Annotated in this window: 8 protein-coding genes; 2 read left to right on the forward strand and 6 right to left on the reverse strand. The window is 65.6% G+C overall.

The window, feature by feature from the left end:
• Positions 1-140: 140 nt before the first annotated feature.
• From ABQ137_RS16170 to ABQ137_RS16180, 3 genes are read right to left on the reverse strand one after another with little or no spacing between them, the layout of a single operon-like run.
• Positions 141-3,311, reverse strand: a complete 3,171-nt coding sequence (locus ABQ137_RS16170) for a multidrug efflux RND transporter permease subunit (RefSeq protein WP_065031636.1) — start codon at positions 3,309-3,311, stop codon at positions 141-143.
• 12 nt (positions 3,312-3,323) lie between these two features.
• Positions 3,324-4,631: an efflux RND transporter periplasmic adaptor subunit gene (locus ABQ137_RS16175; protein WP_039522021.1), complete on the reverse strand. Its 1,308-nt coding sequence runs from the start codon at positions 4,629-4,631 to the stop codon at positions 3,324-3,326.
• Positions 4,632-4,645: 14 nt separating this feature from the next.
• Positions 4,646-5,305: a TetR/AcrR family transcriptional regulator gene (locus ABQ137_RS16180; protein ID WP_024940186.1), complete on the reverse strand. Its 660-nt coding sequence runs from the start codon at positions 5,303-5,305 to the stop codon at positions 4,646-4,648.
• Positions 5,306-5,594: 289 nt separating this feature from the next.
• Between ABQ137_RS16180 and ABQ137_RS16185 the strand changes: the two genes are divergently transcribed.
• On the forward strand, positions 5,595-10,604 hold the full coding sequence (locus tag ABQ137_RS16185) for an NAD-glutamate dehydrogenase (RefSeq protein ID WP_349783177.1): 5,010 nt from the start codon (positions 5,595-5,597) through the stop codon (positions 10,602-10,604).
• A gap of 582 nt (positions 10,605-11,186) precedes the next feature.
• Here ABQ137_RS16185 and ABQ137_RS16190 read toward each other — a convergent pair.
• The 3 genes from ABQ137_RS16190 to ABQ137_RS16200 all read right to left on the reverse strand — a co-directional run bounded on the left by ABQ137_RS16190 (position 11,187) and on the right by ABQ137_RS16200 (position 14,332).
• Positions 11,187-12,314 (reverse strand): NADP-dependent oxidoreductase, encoded by a 1,128-nt coding sequence (locus ABQ137_RS16190; RefSeq protein WP_260400494.1) that lies wholly within the window; start codon positions 12,312-12,314, stop codon positions 11,187-11,189.
• A gap of 98 nt (positions 12,315-12,412) precedes the next feature.
• Positions 12,413-13,201, reverse strand: a complete 789-nt coding sequence (locus tag ABQ137_RS16195; protein WP_184518750.1) for an SDR family NAD(P)-dependent oxidoreductase — start codon at positions 13,199-13,201, stop codon at positions 12,413-12,415.
• Positions 13,202-13,249: 48 nt separating this feature from the next.
• Positions 13,250-14,332 (reverse strand): alkene reductase, encoded by a 1,083-nt coding sequence (locus tag ABQ137_RS16200; protein WP_184518754.1) that lies wholly within the window; start codon positions 14,330-14,332, stop codon positions 13,250-13,252.
• A gap of 131 nt (positions 14,333-14,463) precedes the next feature.
• Between ABQ137_RS16200 and ABQ137_RS16205 the strand changes: the two genes are divergently transcribed.
• Entirely contained in the window at positions 14,464-15,039 is a 576-nt protein-coding gene (locus ABQ137_RS16205) for a TetR/AcrR family transcriptional regulator (RefSeq protein ID WP_016904436.1), read from the forward strand.
• Positions 15,040-15,077 lie beyond the last annotated feature (38 nt).

Below are 15,077 nucleotides of genomic sequence, written 5' to 3' on the forward strand. Positions count from 1 at the left end.
GTAGGAGCGCACCCGGGCGCGACGGGCGTTACCGGTGAGGCCCATCGCGCCCGGGTGCGCTCCTACGAGACATGACTGCAGCGCAGCCAAAAAAAAGCCCCGGCACTGCCGGGGCTTTTCGTTCTGCGCCATGTCCGGGATCAGCGATCCGGACGATGCGGGCCCGAGTCGTTCTGCGCGAGCAGGTATTCCTTGGACTGTTCGTCCAGCTTGTCGCCCAGCATGCGGCGCACCACCACGAAGAACAGCGGAATGAAGATCACGCCGAGCACGGTGGCGAACACCATGCCGCCGATCACGCCGGTACCGATGGAGTGACGCGAGTTGGCGCCGGCACCGGTGGAGATGGCCAGCGGCAGCACGCCCAGGATGAACGCGAACGAGGTCATCAGGATCGGGCGGAAGCGCAGATGCGCCGCTTCCAGCGTCGCCTCGCGCAGCGTCTTGCCTGCCGCACGCTGCTCCACTGCGAACTCCACGATCAGGATCGCGTTCTTCGCCGCCAGGCCGATCACGGTGATCATGCCGATCTTGAAGTACAGATCGTTCGGCAGACCGCGCAGCATCGAGAAGGTGATCGCACCCAGCACGCCGATCGGCACCACCATCAGCACCGCCACCGGAATCGACCAGCTCTCGTAGAGCGCGGCCAGGCACAGGAACACCACCACCACCGACAACGCCAGCAACAGCGTGGCCGCATTACCGGCAATGATTTCCTGGTACGACATGCCGCTCCAGTCGAAACCGAAGCCCGGCGGCAGGTCGTTGTTGACGATCTCCTCCATCGCGGTCATCGCCTGGCCGGAGCTGCCGCCCGGCGCCGGGTTGCCGACGATGTTCACCGCCGAATAGCCGTTGTAGCGGTTCAGTGCCGGCGAGGCGTAGGTCCAGTCGGCCTTGACCACATTGCTCAGCGGAATCATTCCCGGCTGACCATCGGCACCGGTGGCCGTGGCGCTGGGGCTGAAGAAGCTGCGCAGCGACTCCGGGCCGGTACGGAACTGGTCGTCGGCACGGATGTTGACGCGCTTGATGCGGCCTTCGGAAAAGTAGTCGTTGATGTAGACAGGCGCCAGCATCAGCTGGATCGAGCTGTAGACGTCGCTGACGTCCAGGCCCATCGACTGCGCCTGCACACGGTCCACGTGCAACTGCAGCTGCGGCGCGTCTTCCAGGCCGTTCGGGCGTACGCCCACCATGGTGTCCTGCTTTTCCGCCGCCTTGCCCAGCACGATGTTGCGCGCCTGGGTCAAAGCTTGCTGGCCTGCGCCGGAGCGGTCCTGCAGCCACATGTCGAAGCCGCCGAACTGGCCCAGGCCCTGCACGGTGGGCAGGTTGACCACGAAGATCTGCGCGCCCTTGATGCCGTAGAAGGCGCCGTTGAGCTGCTGGATCAACTGCTCGGCAGTGACGTCACGCTCTTCCCACGGCTTGAGCCGGATGAAGCCCATGCCGACGTTTTCGCCCGAACCCAGGAAGCTGAAGCCGGCGATCTGCAGCATGCCTTCCACGGCCGGCTGCTTCTCCAGCACCGCACGCATCTGCGCGAAGGCCTCGTTGGTGCGGATCTTGGTCGCGCCCGGCGGCAGCTGCACGATGGCCACCGCAAAGCCCTGGTCTTCTTCCGGCAGGAAGCTGCCCGGCATGCGGGTGAACAGGAAGCCGCACAGCACCACCAGCACCACGAACACGATCATCCACGGCGGCGAGCGCTTGAGGGTGTGGCCGACCACGCCGACATAGCGATGCGCCAGCTTGTCGTAGTACTTGTCGAAGGTGCGGTAGATCCAGTTCTTCTTGGTCGAATGGGTCGACTTGAGGAACGCGCCGCACAGCGCCGGGGTGAAGCTCAGCGCCAGGAACGCCGAGAACCCCATCGACATGGCGATGGTCAGTGCGAACTGCTTGTAGATCGCGCCCGAAGCGCCGGGTTGCAGCGAGGAGGGGATGAACACCGCCGCCAGCACCACGGTGATGGCCACCACCGCGCCGGTGATCTGGGTCATCGCCTTCTGCGTGGCCGCCTTCGGCTCCAGGTGTTCCTCGCTCATGATGCGTTCGACGTTCTCGATCACCACGATCGCGTCGTCGACCACGATGCCGATCGCCAGCACCATCGCAAACAGCGTCAGCTGGTTGATGGTGAAGCCGATCATGTACATGCCGAAGAACGTGCCCAGCAGCGCGACCGGAATCACCAGCGTGGGAATCACGGTGGCGCGGAAGTTCTGCAGGAACAGCAGCATCACCAGGAACACCAGCACGATGGCTTCCACCAGCGTGTGGATCACTTCCTCGATGGAGATGCGCACGAAGGTGGTCGATTCGTACGGCGCAAACCAGGTCACGCCCTGCGGGAAGGTCGGCTGCAGTTCGTCGAGCTTGGCACCGACCGCCTCGGAGACGTTCAGGGCATTGGCGCCCGGCAACAGCTGGATACCGAAGGCACCGGTGGGCTTGCCGTTGTACTGGGTGTCGAAGCCGTAGTTGCTCGGCCCCACGGTGACCCGTGCGACATCCTTCAACCGCACCGTGGCGCCGTTGTTGTCGGTGCGCAGGATGATGTTCTCGAACTGGTCCGGCGAGCTGAAGCGGCCTTCGGCCGAGACCGTGGCGGTGAAGCTGATGCCTTCCGGGGTCGGGTCGGCGCCCACCGAACCGGCAGCGAACTGCACGTTCTGGTTGCGCACCGCGGTCAGCACCTGGGTGGCCGACAGGTTGTAGCCCTGCAGCTTCTCCGGGTTCAACCAGATGTTCATCGCGTACTCGGCGCCGAACTGGTTGGTGCTGCCCACGCCGGGCACGCGCGAGATCTGCTCGAGCACGCGCGAGCCGACGATGTCGTTGAGCGCGTCGCGGTTGATCGACGGATTGTCCGAGCGCAACGCGGCCACCATCAGGAAGCCGGCGTTGGCCTTGGCCACCACCACACCCTGCTGGGTGACTTCCGAGGGCAGGCGCGGCGTGGCCAGCGACACCTTGTTCTGCACCTGCACCTGCGCGATATCCGCGTCGGTGCCGGTTTCGAAGGTCAGCGTGATGGTCACGCGGCCGTTGGCGGCCGAGGACGAGTTGAAGTACAGCAGGTGGTCGATACCGGTGAGCTGCTGCTCGATGACCTGGGTCACCGCTTTTTCGGCGGTATCGGCGCTGGCGCCGGGGAAGTTGGCGGTAACGGTGACCTGCGGCGGGGCGATCGTGGGGTACGACTCGATACCCAGATTCAGGATCGAGATCACGCCCGCAAGCGAGATCAGGATCGCCACCACCCAGGCAAAGACAGGGTGTTCGATGAAAAACTTAGGCATGTCCGGGTTCCGTTACTGCTGCTTGGACTGGGAGTCGGCCGGCTGCGCCGCAGCGTCCGGCTTGGACTGTTCCTGCGCGGCCGGTGCCGCTGCATCGGCCTTGTCGGCCGCCGGTGCGGCCTGCGCGCCGCCGCCCTGGGCAGCGGCGGGAGCCGCGCCCGGTGCGCCGGGCTGGCCGCCCTGCGCCGGCTTGTTCGGATCCCACGGCACGCCCTTGGCCGGCTGGCCTTCCTTCGCCTTCTGCACGCCATCGACGATCACCTGGTCGCCCGGGGTCATGCCCGCGGTGACGATCCACTGGCCCTTCTGCTGGCCATCGACGGTGAGATTCTTGCGTGCCACCTTGCCGTCCTTGCCCAGCACCAGCGCATAGGCGCCGGTGGCATCGCGCTGCACGGCCTGCTGCGGCAGCAGATAGGCATTGTTGCGCTGGCCAAGGCTGGCCTTGAAGGTCACGAACGCGCCCGGCAGCAGCGCCTGCTCTGGATTGGGCAGGGTCGCGCGCAGCGACACCGCACCGGTGCTCGGGTCCACCGTCACCGCCGACACATCCAGCGTACCCGGGTGCGGGTACTGCGTGCCGTTGCCCAGTTCCACGTTGATGGTGGACTTGCCGTCGCCGCTGAGCTGCACGTTGCCGCTGCTCTGGGCCTGGCGCAGGGCGGCGAGCTCTTCGCTGCTCATCGCAAAGTTCACATACAGCGGGTCGATCTGGTCGACCGTGGTCAGCAGGGTCGCCTCACCCGAGCCCACCAGCGCACCTTCGGTCACGCGCTGGATGCCGGCGCGGCCGGTGATCGGCGAGGTGACGCTGGCAAAGCCGAGCTGGATGCGGGCGGACTGGACCTGGCCGCGTGCCTGCTGCACGTTGGCGCTGGAGGAGCGCTCGGTGGCTTCGGCATTGTCGATGTCAGCACGCGACACATACTGCTGCGGGGCCAGGCTGCGCGCGCGCTTGGCGGCGACCTGGGCATTGGCGTAGGTCGCCTCGGCGGCGGCCAGCTGGCCTTGCGCCTGCAGCAGCGTGGCCTTCAGCGGCGCCGGGTCGATCTCGAACAGCGGCTGGCCTTCCTTGACGTCGGTGCCTTCGGTGTACAGGCGCTTGAGCAGCACGCCGTCCACGCGCGCGCGCACGTCGGCCGAGCGGAATGCCGACAGCCGGCCGACCAGGTCGCGTTCCAGCGGCAGGGTCTGCGGCTTCATTTCCAGCACCGACACTTCCGGCGGCGGCGGCGCCTGCTGTTGTTCGGGCTTGCTGCAGGCAGCCAGCGCCAGGGTGATGGCACAGGCCAGGCCGAATGTGCGGAGCGGGGCGATCATCAGGAGGAACTCCGTTAGGGTCTTGAAGTGAGAAAGGAAAGCGGGGACAGCGAAGGCGTGGCAGCGACCGCGGCAAATGCGCGCAGGAAGGTGTCGACAGCGAATTGCGCCCACTGCTGCCTGGCGGGAAGGCCGGCGCGGTGGGGAACCTGAAAGCGTTGCCGGTCGAAATCCAGACCGACGATCATGCTCAACAGCAGTTCGGCCATACAGTGCGGATCGTCATGGCGCAGCTGGCCGGCCTGCATCGCCTGCTCGAAGCGCTGCGCCAGGCGCTGCTGCATGCCGACGACCCCGTCCTGGAAGATCTGCTGCGACTGATCGGGGAACCGGTGCGATTCGGCTTCCACCAACCGGCAGGTCTGTAACACATCCGGGCGGTTCAGGCGGTCAAGGTGGGCCAGCGCGAAGGCCAGCAGATCCTCGCGCAACTCGCCCGAGGCGGTGCCCAGCGGCACCGTGGCCAGGTGCACATGGTCCTGGAGCACATCGCGCAGCAGGTTTTCTTTACAACCGTAATAACTATAGAGCGTCTGCTTGGAGCAGCCGGCGCGCTCGGCCACCGCGTCCATGCTCAGCCGCATGCCGCGCTCGGCAAGCAGCGTATGCACAGCCGCATGGATGCGGCGATCGCAGTCCGAGCGCCGGGCAGCACGGTGGGAACGGGGGGTCATGGCGGTAGACTATACCGTCCAGTTTAGTTTTTAAACAGGCTTGACGGTCGCAGTTCTGTCTGCGCAACGCCTTGTGGCCCAAGCGCCCGGCCGGACTTTGCCGGTTGTGGCGGTCTGGCGGCTGGCCATGCAGGCGCCAATCCGGCGCCGCTGCAGGAATTACAGTCGGGTAGTGCTTTTGCGCCTCACCGAGGGAGAGCGCCCGACCAGGATTTTGCGCTATGCAGCAAGGCGTCTTCATCCGGCGCCGGTACAATTCAGGTTTTCCACCGAGCATCCCAGCGCTCTCATGACAGCCAAGAAAGCTGCTTCGAAATCGTCCACGACGTCGGTCAAACCGGTCGCCGACCATGCCGTCCCCGTGCTTGCCACCGCGCCGCAGGCGGTCACCCTGGAGCCGGTGTTTGCCGCGTTGCGCAAGCGCTACCCGGCCGCCCGCCAGTCCGAGGTGCAGCTGTTCGCCGCCGACTTCTACCGGCGCATGGAAGAGGACGAGTTCCCCAACCACCCGGCCGAACAGTGGGCGGCCCTGGCGGCGGACATGCTGGAATTTGCGCGCACGCGCAAGCCCGGCACGGTCAACGTGCGGGTGTTCAACCCGACCCTGAAGAGCCACGGTTACGAATCGCCGCACACGCTGCTGCAGATCGTCAACGACGACATGCCGTTCCTGGTGGACTCGGTGAGCATGACGCTGTCGGACCTTGGCATCGGCGTGCACGTGCTCGGCCACCCGGTGCTGCGCATCGCGCGCGACAAGGCTGGCAAGCTGAGCGCGGTGGGCGAGGGCAAGAGCGAGTCGCTGATGGTGCTGGAGATCGACCGCCAGCCCGCCGAGGACATGCTCAAGGTGGAAGCGGCGGTGCGCAAGGTGCTGGGCGAGGTGCGCGCGATCGTGCACGACTGGGCGTCGATGCGCGAAAAGATGGTGATGCTGGCTGACGACCTGGCCACCCGCCGCCTGCCGATGGACGACATCAGCCGCCACGAGGCGCAGGAGTTCCTGCGCTGGGCGGCGGCCGACCACTTCACCTTCTTCGGCTATCGCGAGTACCGCGTGGAGAAGCAGGACGGCCAGGACGTGCTGGCGCCGGTGGAAGAAACCGGCCTGGGCCTGATGCGCGGCCGCGACACCTCGCCGGCGCGCCCGGTGACCACGCTGGCGGCGCACGGCCTGAACACTTCGGCCAAGCTAAAGGACGCACTGATCCTGACCAAGACCAATGCGCGCTCGCGCGTGCATCGGGTCGGCTACATGGATTACATCGGCATCCTGGAATTCGATGCCAAGGGCCGCATCGTCGGCGAGCAGCGTTTCCTGGGCCTGTTCACCTCCAGCGCCTACAACCGCCGCCCGTGGGAAATCCCGCTGGTGCGCCAGCGCCACGAATACGTGATGAGCAAGTCCGGGCTGACCCCGAGCAGCCACAGCGGCAAGGCGTTGCGGCACATTCTCGAGACGCTGCCGCGCGAGGAGCTGTTCCAGTCCAACGAGGAAGAGCTGTATCGCACCGCGATCGGCATCCTCGGCCTGCAGGAGCGCGTGCGCAGCCGCATGTTCCTGCGCCGCGACAAGTACAGCCGCTTCATCTCCGCGCTGGTGTACATCCCGCGCGAGCGCTTCAACACCGATGTGCGGCTGCGCATCGAGGCCTTGCTCAAGGACGCGCTGCACGGCGAATACATCGATTCCAGCGTGGTGCTGGGCGAGTCGCCGCTGGCGCAGCTGCACCTGATCGTGCGGCCCAAGAGTGGCGAGGCGCTGGAATTCAACACCACCGAACTCGAGGCCCGGCTTGCGCATCTGCTGCGCAACTGGCGCGATGCCCTGCGCGAGGCGCTGGTGGCGCGGCATGGCGAGGTCAATGGCCTGCGCATGGCCGCCAACTTCGGGCGTGCGCTGCCGGCCGGCTACATCGAGGACTCGTCGATCGAATCGGCGGTGTCCGACGTCGAGCATCTGGCCGCACTGGACGGCCCGGACGATCTGCACCTGAGCCTGCAGGAGATCCGTCGCGACGACGGCGTGCGGCTGGACGCCGGCGAAGGCCTGCGCCTGAAGCTGTATCGCCAGCTCGACGACATCCCGTTGTCCGACGCGATGCCGATGATGGAGAACATGGGCCTGCGGGTGATCTCCGAGCGGCCGTACCGGCTGCAGGTCGGCGAGACGCCGGTCTACATTCAGGATTTCGAGGTCGAATCGACCTCCGGCAAGATCAACGCTGCCAATGCCGACGCCGGTTTCGGCGAAGCCTTCGAGCGGATCTGGAGCGGCGATGCCGAAAACGACGGCTTCAACCGCCTGATTCTGGCCGCCGGCCTGCACTGGCGCCAGGTCGCGCTGCTGCGTGGCTACTGCAAGTATCTGCTGCAGACCGCGGTGCCGTTCTCGCAGGCCTATGTCGAGGCGACGTTCACCCGTTACCCGCTGCTGGCGCGCCTGCTGGTGGAACTGTTCGAAGCGCGCTTCGATCCGGCCACCGGCAGCGAGACCAAGGCGCAGATCTTCGCCGGGCAGGAACGCCTGCGCGAGGAACTGTCGGTGCTGGCCGGTGACGACGAGGCCACGCTCAAGGCACTGGAGCCGGTATTGCAGGCGCGCGGAAGCGACCGCGATGCGCAGCAGGAAGCCACGCGCGCCACGCTGCTGAAGCTGATGGATCGCGTCTCCAGCCTGGACGAGGACCGCATCCTGCGCAGCTTCATCGGTGTGATCGACGCCACGCTGCGCACCAACTATTACCAGACCGACAAGAGCGGCAAGCACGGCCACTGCATCAGCTTCAAGCTGGATTCTTCGATCGTGCCGGACCTGCCCAAGCCGCGCCCGTACCGCGAGATCTTCGTCTACAGCCCGCGGGTGGAAGGCGTGCACCTGCGCTTTGGCGCGGTGGCGCGTGGCGGCCTGCGCTGGTCGGATCGGCGCGAGGATTTCCGCACCGAGGTGCTGGGCCTGGTCAAGGCGCAGATGGTCAAGAACACCGTCATCGTGCCGGTCGGGGCCAAGGGCGGTTTCTACGTCAAGCGCTCGCCGGTCGGCGGCGACCGCGATGCGATCCAGGCCGAAGGCATCGCCTGCTACAAGCTGTTCATCCAGAGCCTGCTCGACATCACCGACAACATCGTCGGCGGCAAGATCGTGCCGCCGCCGCAGGTGGTGCGTCACGACCAGGATGATCCGTACCTGGTGGTCGCGGCCGACAAGGGCACCGCCACGTTCTCCGACATCGCCAACGGGCTGGCGCTGGACCACGGCTTCTGGCTGGGCGATGCGTTCGCTTCCGGCGGTTCGGTCGGTTACGACCACAAGGGCATGGGCATCACTGCGCGCGGTGCGTGGGAGTCGGTCAAGCGCCATTTCCGCGCGATGGGGCGCGACTGCCAGAGCCAGGATTTCAGCGTGGTCGGCATCGGCGACATGTCCGGCGACGTGTTCGGCAACGGCATGCTGTTGTCGCGGCATATCCGCCTGCTGGCCGCATTCGATCACCGGCATATCTTCCTGGATCCCAATCCGGATGCCGCTGCCTCGTTCGCCGAGCGCGAGCGCCTGTTCAAGCTGCCGCGTTCCAGCTGGGCCGACTACGAGGCCAAGCTGATCAGCGCCGGCGGCGGCATCTATCCGCGCACGCTCAAATCCATCGACATCAGCGCGCCGGTGCGCGAGGTCCTGGGCTTGGAATCCAGCGTCAAGCAGCTCTCGCCCAACGAGCTGATGAACGCCATCCTCAAGGCGCCGGTGGACCTGTTCTGGAATGGCGGCATCGGCACCTACGTCAAGGCGTCCAGCGAGTCGCACGCCGATGTGGGCGACCGCGCCAACAACGGCCTGCGCGTCAACGGCGGCGAGTTGCGCTGCAAGGTGGTGGGCGAGGGCGGCAACCTGGGCCTGACCCAGCTCGGCCGCATCGAGGCCGCGCAGGCCGGGGTGCTGCTCAACACCGACTTCATCGACAACTCGGCCGGCGTGGACACCTCCGATCACGAGGTGAACATCAAGATCCTGCTCAACGACATGGTGCAGGCCAAGAAGCTCACCTACGACGCGCGCAACACATTGCTCGCGTCGATGACCGACGAGGTGGCCGACCTGGTGTTGTGGGACAACTACCGCCAGAACCAGGCGATCAGCCTGATGGAGCGGATGAGCGTCAAGCGTCTCGGCTCCAAGCAGCACTTCATCCGCACGCTGGAATTGCAGGGCCTGCTCGATCGCCAGATCGAGTTCCTGCCGTCCGATGCCGAACTGTCCGCACGCAAGGCGCGCGGACAGGGCCTGTCGCGCCCGGAGCTGTCGGTGCTGTTGTCGTACTCCAAGCTGGTGGCGTTCCAGCAGCTGCTGGAATCGGATATTCCCGAAGACCCGTATCTGTCCAAGGAATTGCAGCGCTACTTCCCGCAGCCGCTGCAGAAAAAGTACGCCGATGCGATGGAGCGTCACCGCCTCAAGCGCGAGATCATCGCCACCGCGGTGACCAACACCACCATCAACCGCATGGGCGCCACCTTCCTGATGCGCATGCAGGAAGACACCGGCCGCAGCATCGCCGAGGTCGCCAAGGCCTACACCATCAGCCGCGAGACGCTGGATGCACGCGCGCTGTGGACGCAGATCGACGCGTTGGACGGCAAGGTGCCCGAGTCGGTGCAGATCGACGCGCTGGAAGTGATCTGGCGCCTGCAGCGTTCGTTCGTGCGTTGGCTGCTGTTGCGTCCGGGCCAGATGCCGGGCATCACTGCGGCGGTGGAGCGTTACCACGGCCCGTTCAACGACATCCGTGTCGCCTCCGGTGTGCTCTCCGATACGCAGCGCCCGCAGTACGAAGGCAGCGTGCAGGAATGGCAGGAAAAGGGCCTACCGCCGCAGCTGGCGCAGCAGTTATCCGAGCTACGCTATCTGGAACCGGCCTTCGACATCATCGAAACCGCACGCACCCGCAAGCTCAAGCCGGTGGACGTGTCCAAGGTGCATTTCCGCCTGGGCGAAGCGCTGCGCCTGCCGTGGTTGTTCGAGCAGATCGACGCGCTGGAGGTCAACGGCCGCTGGCACGCGGTGGCACGTGGCGTGCTGCGCGACGAGCTGGCTGCACATCAGCGCGCGCTGGTGGCGCAGGTGCTGACCCTGCCCGGCAGCAGTGCCGAGGACAAGGTGGCCAACTGGCTGGCACGCGACGATTCCAGCCTACGCTTCACCCTGGCCATGCTCGCCGATGTGGCCGAGCAGAAGACCTTGGATTACCCGACCGTATCGGTGGCAGTGCAGCGACTCGGGCAGCTGGCGGCGCACGGGATGTAAGTGTGTGCAGCGAGGTGATGGCGGAGCGAGTGCTTCGTCATCATCCTCGCGGTAGTCAGACGGCAACCTCGTTGGCTTGCATCAAAGAGCCGTCTTTGGGCTTGATGCTGTGCACCTCAAACGACGCTTGCTGGTGAGTCGAGCGTGCGGTGCCCTCACCGCACGTGGGACACGCCGTGAATTCGTCTGTGGACGCTCCGTGGCGGCATCCATGCCGCCACGGATCACGCAATCAGCGATGACACCGCAGCAAAGATTCTGCTGGTTGCTTTATGAAAGGCATGGACACCAACCATCTCGACGGGTCCTTGTCCGCCCACCGTGGCGGGACCTTACGCGACATGGATGCCGCATAAGAGCCTAACGGGAATGTACTTGCGGCGTGTCCCGCGACGGTGGGCGGGCAAGGACCTCCAAACAAGCCGCAGATTGGGTGCCCTGCAACCGGATTGCAAATTTCCAGTTCGCATCTACAACCATGTACATGTGTTGCGCACTGTCGTTGAAACAGTACGACGGCATGGTTCGCGCTGTTCGATCTTCTTATATCGCAGCCTGGCCCACGGATATGTATCCGGCTTCTTACTTGATCTTGACGACCACCTTGCCCTTGGCGCGGCCTTGCGCCAGATACTCCAGCGCCTGCTTTGCCTGGTCGAACGCAAACACCTTGTCGATGACCGGGCGGAGACGTTCGGCTTCGAGCAGTTCGCCGATTTTGGCCAGTTGCGTGCCATTGGGGCGTACGAACAGGAACGAATAGGCGACGTTGTGCTTGTTCGCTAGACGGATGATCTTGCGGCTCATCATGGCGAAGACGAATTGCAGCACGACATTCAACCGGCGTGCGCGGGCAAAGGCGGCATCCAGCGGCCCGACCAGCGACACGATCCTGCCGCCGGGCTTGAGGATGGCGAGCGATTTTTCGATCGTATCGCCCCGCATCGTGCCAAGCGCGATGTCGTAGCCGCGCAGCACGGTCTCGAAGTCCTGTTGCTTGTAGTCGACTACCTCATCTGCGCCAAGGCTGTTCACCAGCGCGACATTGCCGGTGCTGGTGGTGGTTCCGACGGTGGCGCCGAGGTGTTTTGCCAGCTGGATTGCGATGGTGCCGATACCGCCGGAACCGGCAGGAATGAACACTTTCTGGCCGGGCTGCAGGTCGGCACGTTCCTTCAGGGCCTGCCAGGACGTGAGCGCGACCATCGGCAGCGATGCCGCCTGCACAAAATCCAGATTGGCCGGCTTCAGCGCTGCGGCGCTTTCCGGTACCGCGACATACTCGGCGATGGTGCCGCGGCCAAGATCGAACACGCTGGCAAAAATCGCATCGCCCCGCTTGAAGCGGGTGACGCGGCTGCCGACGTCGATGACGATCCCGGCCACGTCGCTGCCCAGCGTGGCGGGCAGCTCGAACTTCACCACAGGTTTGAAGATGCCGGTGGGAATCATGTTGTCGATCGGGTTCACGCCAGCGGCGTGCACCTCGACCAGCAGTTCGTCGGGCTGCAGCGTCGGGCGGGCGCGCTCGCTGAAGCCGATATCGGGAGATTTGCCATAGCGTTTGAAGGTGAGTGCTTTCATCTGGTTCGGGTCCACTGCTGTCGTTGTCTGGATGCGTGGCCGGGCACGATGCGATCCCCGGCCGCCTTCACCTTTGCGCTGGCAATTCCGTGCCTGCAGCCTGATCGCCATGAGGGCGGTTTGCATCGACGCATCCGTGCAGCAGGGTGAATGCGCGACGCCTCAGCGCAGGCCCGCAGCGCTCACCGTGGCAAGCGCTGCGGGCGGGTGCGCCGCCGGGCCGGTCAGACCGCCGGCTGATAGCGCTCGGCTGCGGTGGCCTGGCGGATGTCAGACAGCAGCCCCTGGCGCGCGCCATCCAGTGCGTCCCAACGTTCGGCCACGTGCAGCGGCGGGATGGTGACCAGTTCGCGGCGATCAAAACCAACCAGCGCGGCATCGACCAGTTCGCCCACGTCCATCAGATCGCTGAGCGTGTTGACGTCGATACCGGCACGCCCCCAGATCTCGGTGCGCGTACCGGCCGGCAGCACGGCCTGCACATACACGCCCTTAGCTCCCAGCTCCAGGTGCAGCCCCTGCGACAGGAACAGCACGAAGGCCTTGGTGGCGCCATAGACGCTCATGCCGAATTCGGGAGCGAAGCCCACCACCGAACCAAGATTGACGATCGCGCCGCTGCCAGACTGCGCAAAGCGCGGCGCAACCGCGGCAGACAGGCGCGTCAACGCGGTGACATTGAGCGCCAACAGGCGGTCGATTGCCTCGGCGTTCTGCTGCAGGATGCCGCCGGACTGCGCCATGCCGGCGTTGTTGATCAGGATGCCGATCTGCGCGTCATCGCGCAGGCGGGCTTCCACTGCGGTCAGGTCGGCGGGCTGGGTCAGGTCGGCCTGCAGCACGTCGACGTTGACGCCATGTGCAGCGTGCAGACGCGCCGCCAGCGCATCCAGACGGGCCTTGTCGCGTGCGACCAGCACCAGGTTGTGGCCGCGTTGCGCAAAGCGCTCGGCGTAGACGGCGCCGATACCGGTGGAGGCGCCAGTGATGAGGACAGCGGGAAGTGTGGACATACAGAATTCCTTGATGACAGTGGATGAAAGACGCCAGGCGAGACAGCCTCAGCCGGCGAGGGACGGGTAGTCGATATAACCTTCGGCGCCACCGCCGTAGAGCGTGGCCGGATTCAACGGCGCCAGCGCTGCGCCGGTGTGCAGACGTTCGACAAGATCGGCGTTGCTGATGAACGGGCGGCCGAAGGCCACCAGGTCGACGTTGCCTGCGCGCAACTGGGCGTTGGCCAGTTCCAGGTCGTAGCCGTTGTTGGCCAGATAGGTACGGGTGAACTTGCTGCGCAGCGCGGCATAGTCGAACGGGGCCGCGTCGCGCGGGCCGCCGGTCGCACCTTCGACCACGTGCAGGTACACGATGCCCAGCGCATCGAGTTGTTCGGCGATGTAGTCGTATTGCGGCTGCGGATCGCTGCCGGAAATGCCGCTTGCCGGCGACACCGGCGAAATGCGCACGCCGGTGCGATCGGCGCCGATCTGCTTGCTCACTGCCGCGACCACCTCCAGCAACAGGCGCGCGCGGTTTTCGATCGAGCCGCCGTAGGCATCGGTGCGCTGGTTGGCGCCGTCCTTGATGAACTGCTCCAGCAGGTAGCCGTTGGCGCCGTGGATTTCGACGCCATCGAAGCCGGCGGCAATCGCATTGGCCGCTGCCTGGCGGAAGTCGTCGACGATGCCCGGCAGTTCGTGCAGCTCAAGCGCGCGTGGTTCGGAGACATCGGCAAAGCCGTTGTTGACGAACACCTTGGTCGCCGCGCGGATCGCCGACGGCGCGACCGGTGCGGCGCCGCCCGGCTGCAGGTCGACATGCGACACCCGGCCCACATGCCACAGCTGCACGAAGATGCGCCCGCCCTGGGCATGCACGGCGTCGGTGACTGCTCGCCAGCCGGCGATCTGCTCGGGCGTGTACAGGCCAGGGGTGTCCTGATAGCCCTGGGCCTGGGGCGAGATCTGGGTGGCCTCGGTGATCAGCAGGCCGGCCGAGGCGCGCTGGGCGTAATAGGTGGCCGCCAGTGCGCTCGGCACCAGGCCGGCGCCCGCACGGTTGCGGGTCAGCGGAGCCATCACGATGCGGTTGGCCAGGGTCAGCGCGCCCAGTGCATAGGGTTCGAACAGCGAAGGGTGGGTCATTGGCGGTACTCGGAATCAGTGGTTGACAAAGATTACGATCAAAATCTAAAGTGTCAACACTTTGATGACGAATGACATCAAAGTAAGCTGCCGCTCTCCCCAGTCCCGCACAAGCACGGAGTGTCCCAACGATGAAAGTGACCAAGGCACAGGCGCAGGCAAACCGGGCGCACGTCGTCGAGACCGCCTCGGTGCTGTTTCGCGAGCGCGGTTACGAAGGGATCGGCATCGCCGATCTGATGGCCGCTGCAGGGTTCACCCACGGCGGCTTCTACAAGCAGTTCCGCTCCAAGGCGGATCTAATGGCCGAATCGGCGGCCTGTGGCCTGGCCAACATCGCCGCGCAGACCGAGCACGTGGACAAGGCAGATTTCGTGAACTTCTATCTGTCGCGCGGACATCGCGACAGCCTTGCCACCGGCTGCACGATGGCTGCGCTGGGCGCCGATGCCGCGCGCCAGCCGGAGGAAGTGCGCGAGGCGTTCGCCGCCGGGGTCGAAAACCTGTTGGCCTCGCTCGACCGCAGCGGCGCTGCGCCCGGCACCGCCGAGGCAGCAGCGGAGCGCGCCAGCAACCTGGACATGATGGCGCACGCCATCGGCGCCATCGTGCTGTCGCGGTCGTGCCCGAACGATTCGCCACTGGCCGACGAAATCATCGCGGTGTGTCGCGACCAGATCCTGTCGTCGTTGCAGGCATCCAACTAACCGACAGGCGTGCATCCGCCACACACGTGGCCGAGGTT

This window comes from Xanthomonas sp. WHRI 8393 (genome assembly GCF_040203315.1).
In the GTDB taxonomy this organism is placed as follows: Bacteria; Pseudomonadota; Gammaproteobacteria; order Xanthomonadales; family Xanthomonadaceae; genus Xanthomonas; species Xanthomonas arboricola.